The sequence below is a fragment of the Bianquea renquensis genome, assembly GCF_014384895.1.
GTDB lineage: Bacteria > Bacillota > Clostridia > Lachnospirales > Bianqueaceae > Bianquea > Bianquea renquensis.
Genome location: NZ_JACRSQ010000037.1, coordinates 1 through 17,592, shown reverse-complemented (window position 1 = coordinate 17,592; position 17,592 = coordinate 1). Strand labels below are relative to the sequence as shown.

Annotated in this window: 15 protein-coding genes and 1 tRNA gene; 7 read left to right on the top strand and 9 right to left on the bottom strand. The window is 49.9% G+C overall.

The features are described 5' to 3' along the window. Nucleotides 1-139 precede the first annotated feature (139 nt). Together sdaAB and sdaAA are read left to right on the top strand one after the other, a co-directional pair. Nucleotides 140-808 carry an L-serine ammonia-lyase, iron-sulfur-dependent subunit beta gene (gene sdaAB / locus H8730_RS15505; RefSeq protein ID WP_177713525.1) on the top strand — a complete coding sequence of 223 codons (669 nt, stop codon included), beginning with the start codon at nucleotides 140-142 and terminating at the stop codon, nucleotides 806-808. Nucleotides 809-823: 15 nt separating this feature from the next. Further along, nucleotides 824-1,702, top strand: a complete 879-nt coding sequence (sdaAA, locus tag H8730_RS15500; protein WP_177713526.1) for an L-serine ammonia-lyase, iron-sulfur-dependent, subunit alpha — start codon at nucleotides 824-826, stop codon at nucleotides 1,700-1,702. 13 nt (nucleotides 1,703-1,715) lie between these two features. Here the strand turns inward: sdaAA and H8730_RS15495 are convergent, their stop codons facing one another. After that, a complete protein-coding gene (locus tag H8730_RS15495; protein ID WP_249290120.1) occupies nucleotides 1,716-3,314 on the bottom strand; it encodes a DUF4982 domain-containing protein in 1,599 nt (532 codons plus the stop codon). Nucleotides 3,315-3,411: 97 nt separating this feature from the next. Between H8730_RS15495 and H8730_RS15490 the strand changes: the two genes are divergently transcribed. Then, a complete protein-coding gene (locus H8730_RS15490) occupies nucleotides 3,412-3,981 on the top strand; it encodes a manganese efflux pump MntP (RefSeq protein WP_249290118.1) in 570 nt (189 codons plus the stop codon). An 81-nt stretch (nucleotides 3,982-4,062) separates the two neighbouring features. Here the strand turns inward: H8730_RS15490 and H8730_RS15485 are convergent, their stop codons facing one another. From H8730_RS15485 to H8730_RS15475, 3 genes are read right to left on the bottom strand one after another with little or no spacing between them, the layout of a single operon-like run. After that, nucleotides 4,063-4,896 carry a hypothetical protein gene (locus H8730_RS15485; RefSeq protein ID WP_249290117.1) on the bottom strand — a complete coding sequence of 278 codons (834 nt, stop codon included), beginning with the start codon at nucleotides 4,894-4,896 and terminating at the stop codon, nucleotides 4,063-4,065. Continuing rightward, the gene (locus H8730_RS15480) at nucleotides 4,878-5,585 is read right to left on the bottom strand and encodes an ATP-binding cassette domain-containing protein (protein ID WP_177713530.1); all 708 of its coding nucleotides are present in this window, start codon (nucleotides 5,583-5,585) and stop codon (nucleotides 4,878-4,880) included. Before H8730_RS15480 ends, H8730_RS15485 begins: the two co-directional genes overlap by 19 nt. Then, on the bottom strand, nucleotides 5,572-5,949 hold the full coding sequence (locus tag H8730_RS15475) for a GntR family transcriptional regulator (RefSeq protein WP_177713531.1): 378 nt from the start codon (nucleotides 5,947-5,949) through the stop codon (nucleotides 5,572-5,574). The genes H8730_RS15480 and H8730_RS15475 overlap by 14 nt, the downstream gene beginning before the upstream one ends. Nucleotides 5,950-6,624: 675 nt before the next feature. On the opposite strand from H8730_RS15475, the gene pyrB reads away from it, so the two are divergent. Next, complete coding sequence (pyrB, locus tag H8730_RS15470; RefSeq protein ID WP_177713532.1) at nucleotides 6,625-7,545, top strand: aspartate carbamoyltransferase; 921 nt, start codon at nucleotides 6,625-6,627, stop codon at nucleotides 7,543-7,545. A 2-nt stretch (nucleotides 7,546-7,547) separates the two neighbouring features. Further along, nucleotides 7,548-7,976, top strand: a complete 429-nt coding sequence (locus tag H8730_RS15465; RefSeq protein WP_177713533.1) for an aspartate carbamoyltransferase regulatory subunit — start codon at nucleotides 7,548-7,550, stop codon at nucleotides 7,974-7,976. A gap of 49 nt (nucleotides 7,977-8,025) precedes the next feature. Here H8730_RS15465 and H8730_RS15460 read toward each other — a convergent pair whose 3' ends face one another. The 3 genes from H8730_RS15460 to H8730_RS15450 form a co-directional block, all read right to left on the bottom strand. Further along, nucleotides 8,026-9,786, bottom strand: a complete 1,761-nt coding sequence (locus H8730_RS15460; RefSeq protein ID WP_177713534.1) for a hypothetical protein — start codon at nucleotides 9,784-9,786, stop codon at nucleotides 8,026-8,028. A gap of 14 nt (nucleotides 9,787-9,800) precedes the next feature. Next, nucleotides 9,801-11,855 (bottom strand): alpha-amylase family protein, encoded by a 2,055-nt coding sequence (locus H8730_RS15455; protein WP_177713535.1) that lies wholly within the window; start codon nucleotides 11,853-11,855, stop codon nucleotides 9,801-9,803. Between the two features lie 97 nt (nucleotides 11,856-11,952). After that, nucleotides 11,953-12,750, bottom strand: a complete 798-nt coding sequence (locus H8730_RS15450; RefSeq protein ID WP_177713536.1) for a M55 family metallopeptidase — start codon at nucleotides 12,748-12,750, stop codon at nucleotides 11,953-11,955. Nucleotides 12,751-12,966: 216 nt separating this feature from the next. Here H8730_RS15450 and H8730_RS15445 point away from each other — a divergent pair, with 216 nt between their 5' ends. Both H8730_RS15445 and H8730_RS15440 read left to right on the top strand, forming a co-directional pair. Continuing rightward, a complete protein-coding gene (locus H8730_RS15445; RefSeq protein WP_177713537.1) occupies nucleotides 12,967-15,066 on the top strand; it encodes a DUF5703 domain-containing protein in 2,100 nt (699 codons plus the stop codon). 201 nt (nucleotides 15,067-15,267) lie between these two features. Next, nucleotides 15,268-15,340: transfer RNA gene (locus H8730_RS15440), tRNA-Ala, on the top strand. Nucleotides 15,341-15,399: 59 nt separating this feature from the next. Here H8730_RS15440 and H8730_RS15435 read toward each other — a convergent pair. Further along, nucleotides 15,400-16,998 (bottom strand): recombinase family protein, encoded by a 1,599-nt coding sequence (locus H8730_RS15435; protein ID WP_177719678.1) that lies wholly within the window; start codon nucleotides 16,996-16,998, stop codon nucleotides 15,400-15,402. Between the two features lie 111 nt (nucleotides 16,999-17,109). Continuing rightward, nucleotides 17,110-17,265, bottom strand: a complete 156-nt coding sequence (locus H8730_RS15430; RefSeq protein WP_177719679.1) for a hypothetical protein — start codon at nucleotides 17,263-17,265, stop codon at nucleotides 17,110-17,112. Nucleotides 17,266-17,592: the final 327 nt, after the last annotated feature.

Genomic DNA, 17,592 nt, shown 5'->3' with positions numbered 1-17,592 from the left:
AGTAAAAGCCGACAGGAAGCAAAGACAGCAACTTTGTTATGGACCTTGCAAGTTATAAAGAATTATGTTGCGTTCGGAAGGAAATCTGGGTACAATAAACATGGACAAAAAACGGCAAAAGTAAAGGAGATATGGAGCAGTGAGGGATATCAGTGTATTTGATGTGATCGGCCCCAATATGATCGGACCATCGAGCTCCCATACGGCAGGTGCCCTGCGAATTGCGAGGATGGCACAGGCCATGGTGCAAAGTAAAATCCGCTCAGTTCGATTTGTTTTATACGGATCATTTGCCCGAACCTATAAGGGACATGGCACAGATCGCGCTCTGTTAGCAGGCATTTTAGGTTACGGCCCGGAGGATCTTCGAATTCGAAATGCTTATACCTATGCGGAAGAGGCCGGAATTGAGTACCGGTTCGATATCGACACGGCAAATCAGGATGCGCATCCGAACACAGTGGAAATCGTGATTACGGAAGAGTCCGGGCGAAAACTGTCCGTCGTAGGGGAATCCATTGGAGGGGGAAGCGCGGTTTTGAAGCGGCTAAATGGTATTGATATCGCACTGTCCGGAGAGTATCAGACCCTTTTGGTCGAGCAAAGGGATGAGCCAGGGGTTCTCGCATATATAACGGCGTGCTTAGGAGAAGAGCAGATTAACATCGCATTTTTGCGAATGTACCGGGAAAATAGAGGGGAAGCGGCATACACTGTGATTGAGGTAGATGGAGAGATCTCGGAGGGCGTGGTGGACAAGGTGAAGCAGCATCCCGCCGTGGGCAATGTAACCTTGATCCAGCTTTAAGAAAGGGGACGGAGTATGAATTTTACAAGTGGAGGCTCTCTACTCGCGTTGTGCCAGGATCAGGGAATGACCATTTCACAGATCATGATCCAAAGGGAGATCAGCTGTTTTGGAAAAGAACGGCACGAGATATGGGAGCGGATGGCGAAGGCCTACGATATTATGAAAAATGCCGTTCGGGAATCGGAGGAGAAGACACTTCGATCGGTGGGTGGCCTGATCGGGGGAGAGGCGAAGAAAATACATCAGCGAAGAAAAACGGTGAAGCCGGTGTGCGGAGAAGTTATGGCAAAGGCGATGGCGTACGCCATGGGCGTGCTAGAGGTGAACAGTTCAATGGGGCTTATTGTAGCCGCGCCCACGGCCGGCAGTTCGGGAGTGATTCCGGGAGTTTTTTTAGCTGTGGAAGAGGAATTTGGATTTTCAGATGAGCAGATGATCGATGCGCTATTTAACGCCGGGGCGGTTGGATACCTGATTACACGCAATGCCACGGTTGCTGGCGCCGAGGGCGGGTGCCAGGCGGAGATCGGCTCCGCGTCGGCTATGGCGGCATCTGCCGTGGTGCAGCTGCAAGGTGGAAGCCCACAACAATGCCTGGACGCCGCATCCTCTGTCATAGGGACGATGCTAGGTTTGGTGTGCGATCCCATAGCCGGGCTGGTGGAAGCACCCTGTCAGAAAAGAAATGCGATGGGCGCTTCCACAGCGCTGATTAGCGCGGAGATGATCTTGTCCGGTGTCAGATCGGTAGTACCATTTGACGAAATGGTGGATGCTATGTACCGGGTTGGCCGCAGCATCCCCTATGAGCTGAGGGAAACAGCGATGGGGGGTGTGGCGGCTACGCCAACCGCCTGCAAGCTTTGTAATAAAATTCATGGTGCCGGATAGGAGCGGTTGTGTATCAGACGCCGCATCCGGGCGCAATATCCGGTGAACGGATCTCCCGCACAGGCAAGATTGCGCTATCACCGGTTAGCTCTTGGGTATACACGTTGATGAGAGCGTCGTCTCCGTCGGTGGATTCCAGGATGGCATAGCACTCGCCATTGTAGAGGGGATGGTAAGGAGTGAAGCGAGGAGAAGCTCCGTCGTCCAGAGAACCGGTCTGATAGACCTGGACACCGCTTCGACCCTCGAAGAAAATAAGTTGATCCGCATCTGGAACAGGATGCCCGGCAAAATCCACGGTTCGCACACAGGCGACTACGGCATCCTGCCGTCCATAGACAAGGTATGTTTTGGATAGGTACATTTGCAGAGAGTCGGCAAGTCCGGTGGTTACAATTTGGGCGTGAGCTTCTTCGCGCCCATTTCGATAGCCAACACCTTCCAGGCGCCCCATCTCATAGGGAACTTTCGCCAGGCATCCTCCGTTTGACAGAGGATACCGTCCCACAGATCGATCGTTCAGCAGAATCTCCACTTCCTCACAGTTGGAGTAGATGGGAACAGGCACGATAGAACCTGAATCCACGGGTAAATTCCAGTGAGTTCCAAAGGCGAGCATGGGGACGTCTGTCCACTGTGCCTGATAGGAAGAGAGGAATGTGGACTCGGGAAACAGAGAAAATTTCAGAAGAGGCAGAGAGAAAGAGAGAGCGGGCTCATACAACAATCCCAGTGATAGACAACTCTGATAAAAGGAGGCATCCGCTGGGGTGTTGGTTGTGACGGCGTTGGCCCCAATGTTCTTGATCAACTGCAATTGATACTCAATAAAGGCGGGATGATAACAAGAGACATCCGGTATACAGAAGCCACGTGGTCCCCAGGGACTTTGGTTGAGGAGCAGCGCTCCGCCGTCAGTCTGGGAGATATCCCGAAATGCCAATGGACATGAGAGGACATCCATGATTTCGCCTTCGACCATAAGAAAGAGAGTCACTATATAGACCGAGGGGGTTTCCGGCGTCCATAGGTGGGGTGCAGAGATTGTCAGATGGTGTTGAAAGACGGTATGAGTATTAGCGGAGAGAGAAAGCGCTGGCATTTCCCGGGAAATGACTGGCTCTTGGGAAAAGGATAGAAGGGCTTGTAGAGTGATGCAGACGGGAACGGAACGGGTATTGTCGATTCGTCCCTGGATTTGGAGCTCCCATGTGGTTTCACCTAGAGAGTTGATATCCATATGGAACTCCGGCTCATGGAAAAATATACTGTCCCTTTGCAGAAGCCAGGCGTGAAGGCAGGGACGGGGATTTCCCTGGCTTTGTAATGCGGGGACCTCAAAAGTCAATGTGTTAATACAGGGAAAGGGCGTTATTTTTGCTTGAATTGGAACATACACTATAGTTGAACCGGTCGAAACCGCCGTGAGCAAGTCCCCTTGGGCGTAGATGGATACATCGGGGATGGGGTATTCCAGGACCAGCAGGATTTGTTTGCAGCGAGGATCGAAGGTAAACGCGGCGGCGTATTGCACCAGATCAGTTCCCTCATCTGTAATCTTGATATATGAGTCAAGGCTGGTGAATGGTGATTCTGGACAGAGATGCAGCATTGATAAGACCTCCTTTTATAGACTCTAATCTTATCATACTTGTGCGTGTTCGTCCATACGCCGTGCAACAAGATAATTTTGGCGGAAGGGGTGGAGCATGGGGATTTGGGAATTGCTGCTCATAGCAGTGGGGCTGTCCATGGATGCCGCCGCTGTCTCCATGAGCAATGGAATGTGTTTTCATAGGGCTGGGGTGAAAGAGGCCGGGCGCATCGCCGGAGCGTTTGGCATATTCCAGGGAATCATGCCTTTGATTGGATACTATGCATGTTCCTTTTTTGAACGAGAGATTACATCGCTGGATCACTGGGTGGCGTTAATACTGTTAGGGTTTATTGGAGGGAAGATGATTTGGGAGAGCCATGCGGGGCATGAGGTAAGTCACGAGTGTGTCACCCTTTCGGGCAAACTCCTATTTATGCAGGCCATCGCCACCAGCATCGACGCTCTGGCGGTGGGCGTCAGTTTTGTAGCGCTGCCCTATGAAGGGGGGATCCTGGCTGCCGCCAGTGTTATTTGTGCCATAACCTTTGCCGTCAGTTTTGGTGCTGTATTCCTGGGGCGAAGATTTGGCGGCATTCTGCGCAACAAAGCGGAGCTTGTGGGAGGGCTCATTCTTGTAGGCATCGGGGTCAAGATCTTTATTGAACATATGTTGACAGGGTAAAGAACTAGAAAGAGCAGCAAAAAACAAGGCATTTGACGATTTGAGGTCAAAGCCTTGTTTTTTGCCTGATGGATGTTGATATTATTTTAGATTCACCTTCCGCGATAGCCAGCGCACGCCAAAGTACATCATTACGGCAAAAGCGATGGGCGATAGGACAAAGACACCTAAACTGAGGGATGTGGGGTCGGCTCCTTGAAGCATTGATTGAAGTCCCATCTCCCGTATGATGTGGAAGTGTCCGCCGTATAATGTGATGCCATAGGGGAACAGGAACATGGCGGCCAGCATGAGAATCTGCATCGCGATGTAGACCATGATGTAGATCAACACAGGTGCGGCACTCCCCAGAGAGCGGAACACTCTTAGATTTCCAGCACAGATACAGAAATAAATCTGGACAAGCCAGTTAGCACAGGAAAATAGGATATAGACAGTCATCATAGCGATGAACCAAACCTTAGTGCTGGTGGCCAAGGGAAGCTTGCCAAAGACTTCGACAAAAACATGCATTAAACTAATATCGGACCCGCCGGCGACACCTGTCAGCAGGGACATAAGACTGAAGAGCAACAAAAAGACCAATAGTATACTCAGCAGGCACCAGCAAAATGCCACTAGTAATTTGCTGAAATAGATCTGTTTGCCGGAAACAGGCAGTGTCTGCGTTAGGTAGCCCTCATCGCCATAACAGCTCTTGTAAAATCGCATGATTACGATGACATATGTGACAAGGGGACAGGCAATCATCAGAATTATGGAGAACAGAGAGATGGCAACGGAGACCAGAGGAATCGCGTTGGCAACCTTTTGCAACAAAAGGGACACTCCCGACAATACAGCGGCGGCAAGATAGAGAAATAGAATAATACGCCCCGTAGCCTTAAATTCATGTTTTACAAGCTTATGGAACATGCGAACACCTCCCGGAAGATTTCGTCTAAGCTCTTGCCATATTCCCTTCGGATATCATCCGTCTCCCCAGCAAGAATCAGTTCGCCGTAGCCGAGAAGGATGGCGTAGTTGAAAATCCGCTCCACATCCTGAACCAGATGTGTGGCCATAATCAAAATAGACTCCTCTAGGTAGTTGCGGAGAATCATGTCCAGGATGGCGCTTCGCGTTGCAGGGTCGACGCCGCCGAGGGGCTCATCCAGTATCAGGACTTTGGACCGGCGGGACATGACGAGGGAGAGCTGCAGTTTTTCCTGCATACCTTTCGACATATTCTTTGTCGGCTGCATGGGGTCCAGGCGGAATTGCTGGATCATATCCATGGCCTTTACCTTGTCGAAGTCAGCATAAAAATCGGAAAAATACGCCACTGCATCGACAGGACGCATCCATTTGCTCAAATACGTTTTTTCTGGGAGATACGACACGATGCTTTTGGTATAGATGCCGGGAGTCTGTCCGTCAATGAAGACATTTCCATCGTAGTCTGAGATGACGCCGGCCAATATTTTGATCAGCGTAGATTTTCCGCATCCGTTGGGCCCCAGCAACCCCACGATCTGTCCACTCCCCAGGGACAGACTTAAGTTGTTTAGTACCAGCTTGTTGGCGTACGTTTTGTTCAGATTCTGAACATCAATGATTCCCATGAAGCTCCCTCCATTTTTGTGTCAATTTTTCTTCTAATTCCTCTTTGTTAAGCCCGAGGGCCAACATTTTGTTGATGAATTCGCCGATGTAGTCATCGGCGATATTGTCGCGGACGCGGCGAATGTACTCCTCGTCCTCGGTGATATAGCGCCCAGAAGTGCGCTGGGTATATAGTAGTCCCTCCTGTTCCATCTGGGTCAAAGCGCGCTGTACAGTATTGGGATTGACGCCGTACTCCACCGCCAGCTCCCTTACAGGAGGAATTTTTTCTCCCGCCTTCCACTGGCGGGCAATGAGTTTCTCGCAGAACACCTGGATCAATTGTAGATAGATCGGGCTTGTATCGTTGAAATCATAGGCCATGTTCGATCAGCACCTCTCTGTATTATTGTATTAATAGTTTAATACAATAATACAGTAAAATATGAGTTTTGTCAAGGGGAGGGCAAAAAACAGATCCTGTGGGACTGTTTTATAGATAAATCTGCTTAATAAAGTCGTATACCATCTTTCCAAAGATACTGACACTCCACCTGTTTCTTCCGGTCATGGAGATCGTAATACGAGTATTTGCCACCTTCTTCTTGACTAAGGTCCCACGGATGGCATATGTCAAACTCTCGGTCAGCCGCTGAATTTTGAGAAAGGTGAGAAGGTAGTCTATATAAAAATGAAGATATGACCGTAAAAATAAGAGGATGTCGGAGCAAAAAGCAAGGAACGGCAGCCGAGATAGGGAAAAGTAAAATAATGTGCGAGCTTGTTTGCTAAATCCTCCGATATAATCGTTTCATGTCATAGGAAATGTACACGGCTGTGGATGAATGTAGCCGTTGGGCGTGTTCCAATATCTAGGTGTCATGTATTAAAGTTTGAGGGCGTAACAGCATACCCATTTTTTTGAGAAAGTGTGTTTGACATCTCGACACAACTCAAAGAAAAGAATTGCATTCTGAATTTAAGTATGATAATATAATAAGTTAAGTAACAAGTTAGCTATATGAAGTTGCCGCAATTCGTGGCAGAATGGAGGTTTTTATGCGTCATTTTTTAAATCCACTGGATTTTACAGTGGGAGAGCTTGATGAAGTTCTAGACCTGGCGGATGAGATTCGGCAGAATCCCGAACGGTATTCTCAAGTCTGCAAGGGAAAGAAAATCGCGACGTTATTTTATGAACCCAGTACTCGCACGCGCCTAAGTTTTGAAGCGGCGATGTTGAACTTGGGAGGCAGTGTACTCGGATTTGCCACTGCGGATTCCAGCTCCGCCACCAAAGGAGAGAGCGTTTCCGATACCATTCGCATTGTGTCCTGTTACGCTGATATCTGTGCAATGCGGCACCCAAAAGAGGGCGCGCCTCTGGTGGCGTCTTTAAAATCATCCATTCCCGTGATTAATGCCGGCGACGGCGGGCACCAGCACCCGACACAAACGCTGACAGATCTCTGCACCATTCGCTCTCTAAAGGGCAGATTGTCAGATCTAACGATTGGTCTCTGTGGGGATTTAAAATTTGGCCGGACGGTTCATTCTCTCATCAGCGCTTTGGTGCGGTATCCCCATATCCGGTTTGTGCTGATCTCACCGGATGCACTTCGCATTCCCAGCTATATTCGTGACAATACCCTAATCAAAAACAAAATACCCTTTAAAGAAGTGCAGCGTCTGGAAGATGTGATGCCGGAGCTGGACATTCTGTATATGACGCGTGTCCAAAAGGAACGCTTTTTTAATGAGGAGGATTATATCCGCATGAAGGATAGCTATATTTTAGACGCGGAGAAGATGAAGCTTGCCAGGGAAGATATGCTGGTGCTGCACCCGTTGCCTAGAGTCAATGAGATATCCGTGGAAGTGGACGACGATCCGAGGGCTGCGTATTTCAAACAAGTACAGTTTGGCGTCTATGCCCGTATGGCCTTGATCATGACACTGTTAGGATTGGGAGGGAAATAAGAATGCTGAATGTTGGAAGTTTAAAAGAAGGAGTCGTGTTGGACCATATTCAGGCTGGACGGAGCATGTCCATCTATCACGATCTTGGACTGGACAAGCTGGATTGCAGTGTGGCCATCATAAAAAATGCCCGTTCCAACAAGATGGGCCGCAAGGATATTATTAAAATCGAGGGAAGCCTCGACCTAGTGGATCTGAATATTCTCGGGTACATCGACCACAATATCACAATCAACATCATCAAAGATGAGAAAATCATTGAAAAACGACAGATCCAGCTTCCTAAGAAGATCACCAACGTGATTAAATGCAAAAATCCTCGCTGTATCACATCCATTGAACAGGAGCTTAAGCATGTGTTTGTTCTAACAGATGAGGTCAACGAGGTATATCGCTGCATCTACTGTGAAGAGGCATACGATGGAAAATAGTCATCGTGATACAGGCCTCGATTCGATTTTTGAGGGGAACCAGAAACTCCTAGAAAAACATATATGCCCCCTTCACCTGGCCATAAATCTCACCACTGGCAGCGCGGGCCCTAACTCGAGCGGCACAGCCGCTGTCCCGTATGGTGAGATCGCCCATGAACCGGTTTATAAAGGCAGCCCCATCCGCACCAGCTGTATAGAAACGATCCAGCACTGTATTGAGTTCTCCTGGCGTCAGACAGCTCCGAATATCAGGTTGGGCCAATAGTTCTTCCCCTGCTTCGGGATCATCTTGCTGCCGTCCGTCCGGCAATTTCCATAGCGGGTCCTGGCGAAATCCACCAGGGTAATAGATCGATTCTCCATCCTGGACGGCAAAGAGGGGGGTCTTGTATTGATGGGCGAGGTCGCAGTATTTCTTCATATCCCACGCCTCCACCATAACGAAATCCAATAGACGCTCCCGCATCAGGGCCTCAAAATTAATTTTTTGCTCATCCAGGGACTTTCCCGCGTGATAGCCGTCCACAAATGTCATGCTAAACTGAATCCGCCGGCCTGTTTTTTCGCGTTGAGCATCGACAAGGGCGCGGATTTCTCTAGCGATGGTCAGAAGTAGAGTCTCATCATCCTTTTCCGGATCTAGGACCGAGGGCCAGCGGGTAAAGTCAAAATTGATGCCGTCTATAGGAAAATTGTCCATTGCCTCCTGGAAGAGGGAGGCAAAATACTGCCGGGTTTTCTCTTTCGCGTAATCCAGCTTCCAGGTGCAACCGGTGTCGCGCCGGGCGTCAGGGTTTTCCTGCCACCACCTGCCATTCATATATTTTTCGACATTGTCACCGATTTTCGAGCTGTCATTGTGAAAGAAAAGATTAGCGCGGATGGAGAAATGAAATTCCATACCCACGTCGTGGCAAGCCTTAGCCTGTTGGCGAAGGGCCTCCTGCTGGTTTTCAACAGTCCACTGGATATAGCGGATGGCGCGGATATCTCCGGATCGCTTTCCAACCAAGTCTTCCTCGGTGAAACCTTCTCCCATGTAGCTGGTAATTTGGCTTTTCCAGAGGGTTGGACCGGCAATCTGCGTCATCATGATTTTCACATCGCTATCCGCATAGCAGGCAGGGAGACGCAAGTCCATACATTCCCCTATATTGGCAAAGCTAAAGTAGTGTGAAAATCCATCGCAGACAATGATGAGCGGTTTCTTTTCTTCGGCATCCGGATAGGGAACCTGGCTGCGAGCGTGGAGCGGAGTGCAATCCTCCAGACGGACAAGCCGAATGCAGGACAGGGCAGCGCGCACATGGCCCAGGGGCAGAGAGTTGAAAGTCCCAAAAGGAACGCGGATGCGAAGAGTTCGATGGGTTAGACGCGCATTTTTAAAGAACACAAAGATTTCCCGGTTTGTTTCTTCCAGAATGCGGCCATGGCGAACACCATATTCCGGGCCCACATTGATAAAAGGTTCGCCGTCCAGCGCCGCGTCAACACCACAGGGAGCGCCGGGAAGGACGGGTTTCCAGTCCAACAGGGGCATTCCAAAGTAGATGGAGTAGAGTCCGTCCAAGTTGAGGGGGATTTCAATGACGGGTGGCATCCCATGGGAGGAGAAGTGACGGGTATCCTTTGTCAGGGCGTTGACTGCCAACATGCGCCCAGGGGTCCCATCTAGAAGCGTGTAATCGCGCAACTGCCATTTGTCTGCCGCAAGGCTGGTTGGACTGGCGGGTTCCTGTACATAAGGAGAGAAATCCCGGATCTCAAGTTGCTCCCCGGGATGCAAAGGGTGTTGTCGAAACGTCATATTCGTCGAGGCTCCTATTCTGCGTCCTGATACTGGATCAGCATATAACTGCGAGGTTGCTTCATTGTAACAGTGAGGCTTGGCATCCCATCATCATCGGTCTGAATAGAAGCAGACCGATTCGATTCAGATAAGCCACTGTACAGCACTGTGGCCTTAAGGCAATGGCCTTGGAGATCCCGCAGCGCATAGGTATAGTGCGAATTGGCTGTAAATTCGCGAAAGCACAGGAGGTATCCGTGACCAGGTCCGCATTCAATCTGAAAGCCGGTGAAGCTGACGCCATCGGGCATCTGCCCTATGGGGCGAATCCGGGCCTGGAAAAATTCTTGGCGGTACTGCTTATATACCGATACAATGCTGCGCAGCGTTGTTATATCGTCCGGCGTCAGATTGCGCATCTCCATCCAGAAGAGGGGGTTGGCGAGCATGACGGTGGCAAATTCATAGTCTATGGAATATTGGGAAGGAGCCAACGGATCATCGCCGTATTGATCCGCGTTGCGACGGTTGTTGAGCAGCTCAAATTGGAAGCGGGTGACGGGAAAGTACTCGGACAGATGCCAGAGGTTTTTCAGCGTATTGTGGGGGTAGTAGCTGGTAGAGCCAGTGTAGCGGTTTTCCGCGAACAGAGTGCCATACTGCTTGTGATAGACGTAGCCTAGGCGAATTTCAGCGGTGATATCCTGATTGAAGGAGATCTGCCCGTGGCTGATGGCATGAAGTTCCTCCAGAAAGCGCAGATAATTCCGTTCGCACGTTTTGTTGCGCAGTTTCACACCGTCCAACTTGAAATAGCGGATGTTGTACTGCTCATACAGGTGGCGAAGAGTCTCCACATCCCGTTTCCAGTTGGCAAAGTCTCTGGAGGAGTCTGGGGAGAACCACAATCCCATGGTGATGCCTTTTGAAGCGGCATAGTCCACGATGGGAGCGAGTCCCTGGGGGAATTTCGCCTCATTAATATCCCAAAAGTTAGGATCGTTGGCGTAATAGCCTTCCCACACGCCTCCCTTCACCAGCTTAGAATTTGCTGTGATTCCCTTCTGCCATCCGTCGTCGATCTGTACGATGTCAAGGTCGATGGATGCGGCGATCTCAATCTCCCGCATCATAAAATCATGGCAGATGGCACTGTCCTGGCTTTGATCGCCCCAGGTGTTGGACATAGTAAAGGTATGCCGGCAAGATTCGCCCTTATATTGCTGGCGGTAGAAATCGAGATAGAGTCCGTCCAATTCTTGACGCGCACCGACACCGACAGTAGAGCTGTAGCTGAAGATTCCTTCTGAGTCGACAACAGCCCCGTCCAGCCCTGAGCCTATCATCTGGACAGATTTTTTTCCATCAATATGGAGGTCGCCTGTAGACCTGCCGAGGGATGCCATGTGAGTGGGAGCCTCCTTGACCAACATTAGCGCTTCGTCCCGGACATAATCATGGATAAAGAATAGGTTGCCATCTGCCTGATAGGGTTCGTTTTTATAAAGCATCTGCGAGTCAATCTTGACTAAGGTATCGTGAGTATCGGTTCGGTCATAGAGGCGGACGGCTTCAAACTTATAGTGCCCATCGGGGAGCGATATGCAGTCAATGCAATCCGCATCCGACGGAATCAGATGAAGACCTTCCGGTGCGGTTGGCGCAGAAGAGGGCTCGAGGAAAGTCAGTGTTACGGGTGTGGCGGCAAATAGGCGAATATTCGATGTAATGAAAGGTAGGGCTGGTCCTTCGCTGGACGGGAAGACCATCAGATCCCAAATGATGTGTCTGTCTCCCTGTACCATGGTGATGGTGGCCTTCATGAAGGAATGGGAGAGTCCGTCATGGTCCTCAATGGTCACAGCCAGGTCCATGGTTGCTTCAGCGGCATGGAGAAATGAATTGGAGGGTACGATATAGTCCTTCTGGTTTCCCTGCCAGGTGTGGCCAGTTTTCTTATTGAGAATTGCGGCGGGGATGAATTGGCCGCCGTGTATCAGATAGCATCGCTCAATAGCAGCGTTACCGATGGTCAAACGCTGATCATCGCAGAGTACATAACAATCTTTCCATTCTTTTTTGAACATGGATTGATCCTCCTGCTCGTTTTTTTGCTATTATATCGTATAATGAATCTGTTTGCAACGGATAAAGTGTTAAAAAAGAAGTCAGGACAGGGCCTCGTTAGAAAAGCCGAAATAACGCCTCCGCCACCGAACTGCCCTCCACCTGATAGGAGCGAGGGCCTGTAATTTTCATATAGGGCTTTGTCTCGGGATGGGGAAGCTGGCCGCGTTCGATCAATTCCAGCGAGAGAACCACAGGTTTTGGCTGTACAATAGGTTGTATGGACGGATACGCGGTGACGGCTTCTGCAGCTTTTTTGCGGAGGAGAGCGTATGCCGCCGATGGCGAGAGCATCGACGCGCCGTAACAGGACATTGCCTCTTTAAGCTGCGCCGTCACGACGCCTGGTATCTGCCGCTCAGCCTCTGCGCAGGCATAATCGTCCCCGGCCACAAGGATCACCGGCTTTCCGTAATCCCCGGCGATGCTGGCGTCCAGCAGAATTTCGCCGGCTTCTGTATCGTGGATCATAAATTTCTGCCACAGTGTCGACATCATCGTATGCTCCAAAACCGCGGTGGGAGTTCCAGCCATAGCGTGGTATCCCAATAAGGCCACAGCATCCACGGATTCGATATAGGGCATCCGGTTTGTCCCGGTATCCCCCTGGATAATCCGGTCCACATCGGCGCTGATGTCCTCCCAAATGGCGCTGCAAGCGCCTCCATGGCAGTCCCGGACATACACGCGCTCTACGCCTGCTCCTTTAAATCCTGCCGCCAATTCATTAATCTGCCGGGTCATATACCGCCGGCATTCCCCATACAAGGGATGTGTCGCTTTGACCTGTTCATTTTGGTAGATGCCGCAGAGCCCTTCGGCGTCGGTCATAATTAGAATATTTATAGAAATCACCTCCTACTCATGGTCCTAGTTGCAGCCATTATAGCATTGGATATGAAAGAAAGCAAGACGTGAATTTTTTTACCGAGTTTCCAGTGGACTCTTTACATCGCGTTTTATATCTAGTATACTGAGACAAAATGCAAGTTCACCCGGCGATTTGTGTCGGAGCGTCACAAATCGCTCTGATGGCACCCCCACGGCGAGCGCTCTGGAATGGAGGATAAAATGGCTTATCGAATCACGGACGCTAATGTAAGAAAGAAAGGATTTTCAAAGAGTTCACGGGAGAGCGTTCCCATTGGAGGGGGCGACTGCGGAGCGAATGTCTGGCTGGAGGAGGACAGCAGGCTTCATCTACTTCTGAGCAAGACCGATAGCTTTGGGGAGTCCGGGCGTCTAATGAAAACGGGATATATCACAGTGCAGGTACCTGGCATCTTTTCAAAGGAAAACCTGCCGGAGTTGGAGCTGGATTTGACCGATGGGTGTGTCCGCATCCAGGATGCCGCCGGTCAGGTGCGGGTCACGGTGTCCGCTTTTGTGGACACTCCGCTGCTGGCGGTGCGAGTGGACGCGGTGAGAAAAGTACCGGTGTCGGTTGAACAGATTAACTATCGGGATCGGGAGCGTGTCCTGAATCCGAAGGATGAATCGTGCTATGGGTATAGCAGTGCGCCTTTTATAGTCAAGGAGAGCGCGGATCGGATTTTTTGTCCGGTAGACCGGCTGCAATGGTGCCATTCCAATCAGTGGTCGTATTATGCCTATTCAGTTTTGAATCAGAATCTTGCGGAGCATATTGGTGAGGATCCCATACGGCACCGAACCTTTGGATGCGTTGTGGGAGGAGAAGGGTTTGTCCGAGTACAGGCGAGGCTTGAAGCGGAGCCAAATACGCGGCATATCCTGTATATCTTGCAGGATTGCCGGATGTCAGCCACCCCAGAGATATGGGCCTTGGAAACCCAGAGGCTGGCCGATGAGTTATTTTCCACTTCCTATTTAGATGCACTGAGAAAGAATCAAGACTGGTGGGGCCGGTTTTTTGGTGAGTACTATCTCTTCGCAAGCGGTACGCCAGATGCAGAGTTAGCGTCCAGAGGATATACACTGCAAAAATACATGAACGGCTGTGCTGGCCGTGGCAAAATGCCGATTAAGTTTAATGGCTCAATTTTTACGGTCCATCCTTCGCCCTACGACGGAGGGGATTATGATTATCGAAGGTGGGGAGAACCCTATTGGATCCAAAATACCCGCCTGATTTACTGGGATATGTTATATTCTGGCGATTTTGAGGGGATGCGTCCCTTCTTCCGGCTCTGTAAACAGCTGATGCCCATCTGCCGGGACAGAGCACGCAATACCTTTGGCTGCGGGGGGATTCTGTTGCCGGAGACATTTACATTCTATGGAACCTATGCGGATTCAAACTTTGGCTATACCCACATTGGGGAGGAGAAGCCAGAGTGCGTGAATCGCTACATCGGCTGGCATGTCAATGGGCAATTGGAGATCGCGTTTATGATGTTGAAGTTTTGCCAGTTTACTGGGGACGCTGATTTTCTGACGGACACAGCGCTGCCCTTCGCGGGGGAGGTTCTGCAATTTTTCCGGGAACGGTTTTCTAGAGGCGAGGACGGAAAACTTTGCATTGCGCCCGTTTCATCTCTGGAAACATGGCAGGATTGCATCGACGACACACCGGATCTTGCCGGGATCATAGCAGTGTCCCGCCTGATGAGGGAACTGGGGGGAACACCTGCGCTGACGGAAGAGGATCTGTGCAGCATTCCCTATATGGAGAAGAATGGAAAGCAGGTGATCGCGCCCTGCCGGGCATTCATAGACACAGAGCCGAAAAACTGTGAGACTCCGGAGCTCTATGTGCTGTTTCCCTATCAGGCCCTCAGCCCCTATGATAGCCCTGAAATGCGCGAAATTCTAACGGATACTTTTTCCCAGAGGACAAATGTGCATATCGCAGGGTGGTCTCAGGCATTGGAGCAGGCCGCTATTCTGGGCATGACGGATTTTTGCCGCGAGGCGGTGACCAGCAATTTCGCCGCTATAGCAGAAGATTGTTTCTTTCCAGCATACTGGGGTCCAAACTTTGACTGGACGCCGGACCAGGACCACGGGACGTCAACTTCCATTGGCCTTTTGTTGATGGCCTTGCAGGTGGACCGGGGCGAAGTCCGATTTCTGCCGGCCTGGCCGAAGGAGTGGAATGTGTCTTTCCGGCTGCCGGTCCCAGGAGGAACGGCCGTGCTAGAGTATGAGAATGGGATCGTTTTGACTCAGAACGTCGTGCGGGAAAAATAAAAAACGGGCAACCTCTGTCTGCATCTCTGACAGAGGTTGCCCAACAAAGTTCTCATTGTGGAGCGTCACAGGGCGAGAAGAAGGCTTCCATAAATTTGCGGTGACAATGGGAGGCGGTGTTTTTTAGAATGGGTGGAAAAAATGCTTGACAGCGAGAAAGTACGTATGCTATAATAGTGTTCGCTTGAAACAAAGTGTGATGGGGGTATAGCGCAGTTGGGAGCGCGCTTGAATGGCATTCAAGAGGCCAGGGGTTCGAATCCCCTTATCTCCACTCTTGCAAGGGAAAGTGCTTATCCTCGCTTCCGAAAGGGAGCGAGGTTTTGTTGTATGCTATGTTTCACTCACGTCCATGCCGAGGCTGAATTGCTCAAAGTCAATATTAAAATCAATGTGCAGCTTGTAGTCCCGGTAAACCTCGATCCGGTTGATTAAATACCCGATTATCATTTTCTTGACTTCGATACTGGCCGTGTCATACATTTCCGCCCATGAGATAATGTCATTGTACTGGGAATTCAGCGACTGTAAAATACTCTGGCCTTCCTCATAGGCGGCCTTTGCGTCCTCGTACTGCTTTTGGAGTTCAGCGCATTTGACTTCTGCTTCGGCGATCAGTGATCCCAGTAGTTCCTTGGAAAAAGCGCTGTTACCCTGTAGGGATTTGACGACTTCCGCTTTCAATGTACTAAGATCATTTGTTGCTTTCGTGAAGTCCTCACGGACGGTGCGAAGCAGTGCTTTCCGTTCGGTCATTTTTTCCTGATACCGCGCATTGACGATCTCGCTTTTCGGGATGGCTTTCATGTGTTCAAATATCTGCCGCACCAGCTTATCGACAATCCCGTCCAGAACGTGGGACGTGTAGCCGGTCTGTCCATCACATTCCGTCTGCTTTCGTGTCTTTCCGTAACAAACATACCGCACCCGTTTCACGATCCGGTTCGGATCACTTTTACAGGGATAAAACCGGCCATTGGTAGTAAGGGTCAACCGTGAACCGCAATGTCCGCAAAATATGTTCCCGGCTAAAAGGGAATTTCCGCGGGTGTTCAAAGGAATATGTCGTATCTCCTTTGCGGAATTAGAGCGAGCTTTGCGGATTTGTTGTGCTGCTTCAAACAATGCTGGGTCTATGATTTGCAGGTGGGGCAGTATAGGAGACCGGCTTTCAGCGCTTCGTAAAACGCCTGTGTAGGTGAGATTGCTAAGAATACCCCGAATGCTGGCAGGGTGCCACTTTTTTCCTGTCCTCGCCCGATGGCCTAGATCGTTCAGATAGGTTGAAATGCGCTGGGCGCCATAACCTTCATGCACATATTTATCAAATATAAGCCGTACAATGGCCGCCTCCTCTTCATTGACGGACAATTCATAGAGCTCGTGCTTGCGCTTATTGAGACGCCCGCTTTTTACAAGGTCATACCCATAGGCATTGGTTCCACCCTTGAAATGTCCGTCCTCTACAAGCTGTCCTAAAGCAGTTTTGGTACGGATAGAAGTTTTTTCCGATTCCCCATCGGCTTGCCAAAATCGAATGTAGTTGGTGAGCTTGTCGGTGTGATTGTCAAACCGCTGCTCGCCTTCTTGGGTGCTCCATACGCGAACGCCGTTTTTTACAAACCATTCCACCACAAAGGGCGTTTCGTCTGCGATCCGTCCTATGCGGTCAAACATGAATACCAGCAGAATATCAAACTTGCCCTGTTTGGCGTGTTCCTTGATGATTTGCAGCTTGTCGCGTTTTTCTGCTCGTACTTTGTGGCCGGACACGCCATCCTCTTGTTCCTCGTGGAGGATCGTCCAGCCCTTTTCCTCGGCGAAGCGGTGGCAGGCTTTGCGTTGCATTGGAATATCCGCCTGGCTTCTGTCATTGTAATCCACCTGTTTATCGGTAGAAACTCGGTATAAACAATAAACTCTGTTTTCCATGATTGATCCATCCTTTCAAAATGAGTGATACGAGATGAAATGCGGATCAATATGAAAGGAATCTATGCAGTTATCAAGGTTCATAGTGGCTATCACTATCCTTAGTATACCTCAATTGCGGTAAGGGAACAAGGTTGTCGCCGCCGCACCGTTTTGAAGCATTGTTTGCAAACAATTCAATTTTATCAAAGTCTGATCTTCTGGCACAAGATTTTCAATCGTAACGAAATGAAATTTCAGTTGCTTATTATCCATCCGCATCAACATAAGTGAATCCCCCTTGCTTTTCTATATCTTACCATAATGTCCGGGTGGAGTATAGGGCTTTGTCAACAGCTCGATTTTGGCCCGAAGTCGGGATCTAGACAAAATGAACATGGCGGCTCCTTTCGGATACCGCCATGTTCTGAAATATGGTTTTACAATCCTTACGCTATTGCCCTGAAATTTGGGGAAATGGCGGCATCGAATTGTTGTATTGGTTGCAGCAAACGTTCAGTGCCGTTTAGATTTACAGTCACGTGATTTTCTCTTCCTAAGCAGCGGAGTCATGATGAGCCCTGCGAGGCTGAGGAACATTAGCACAACCCAAAT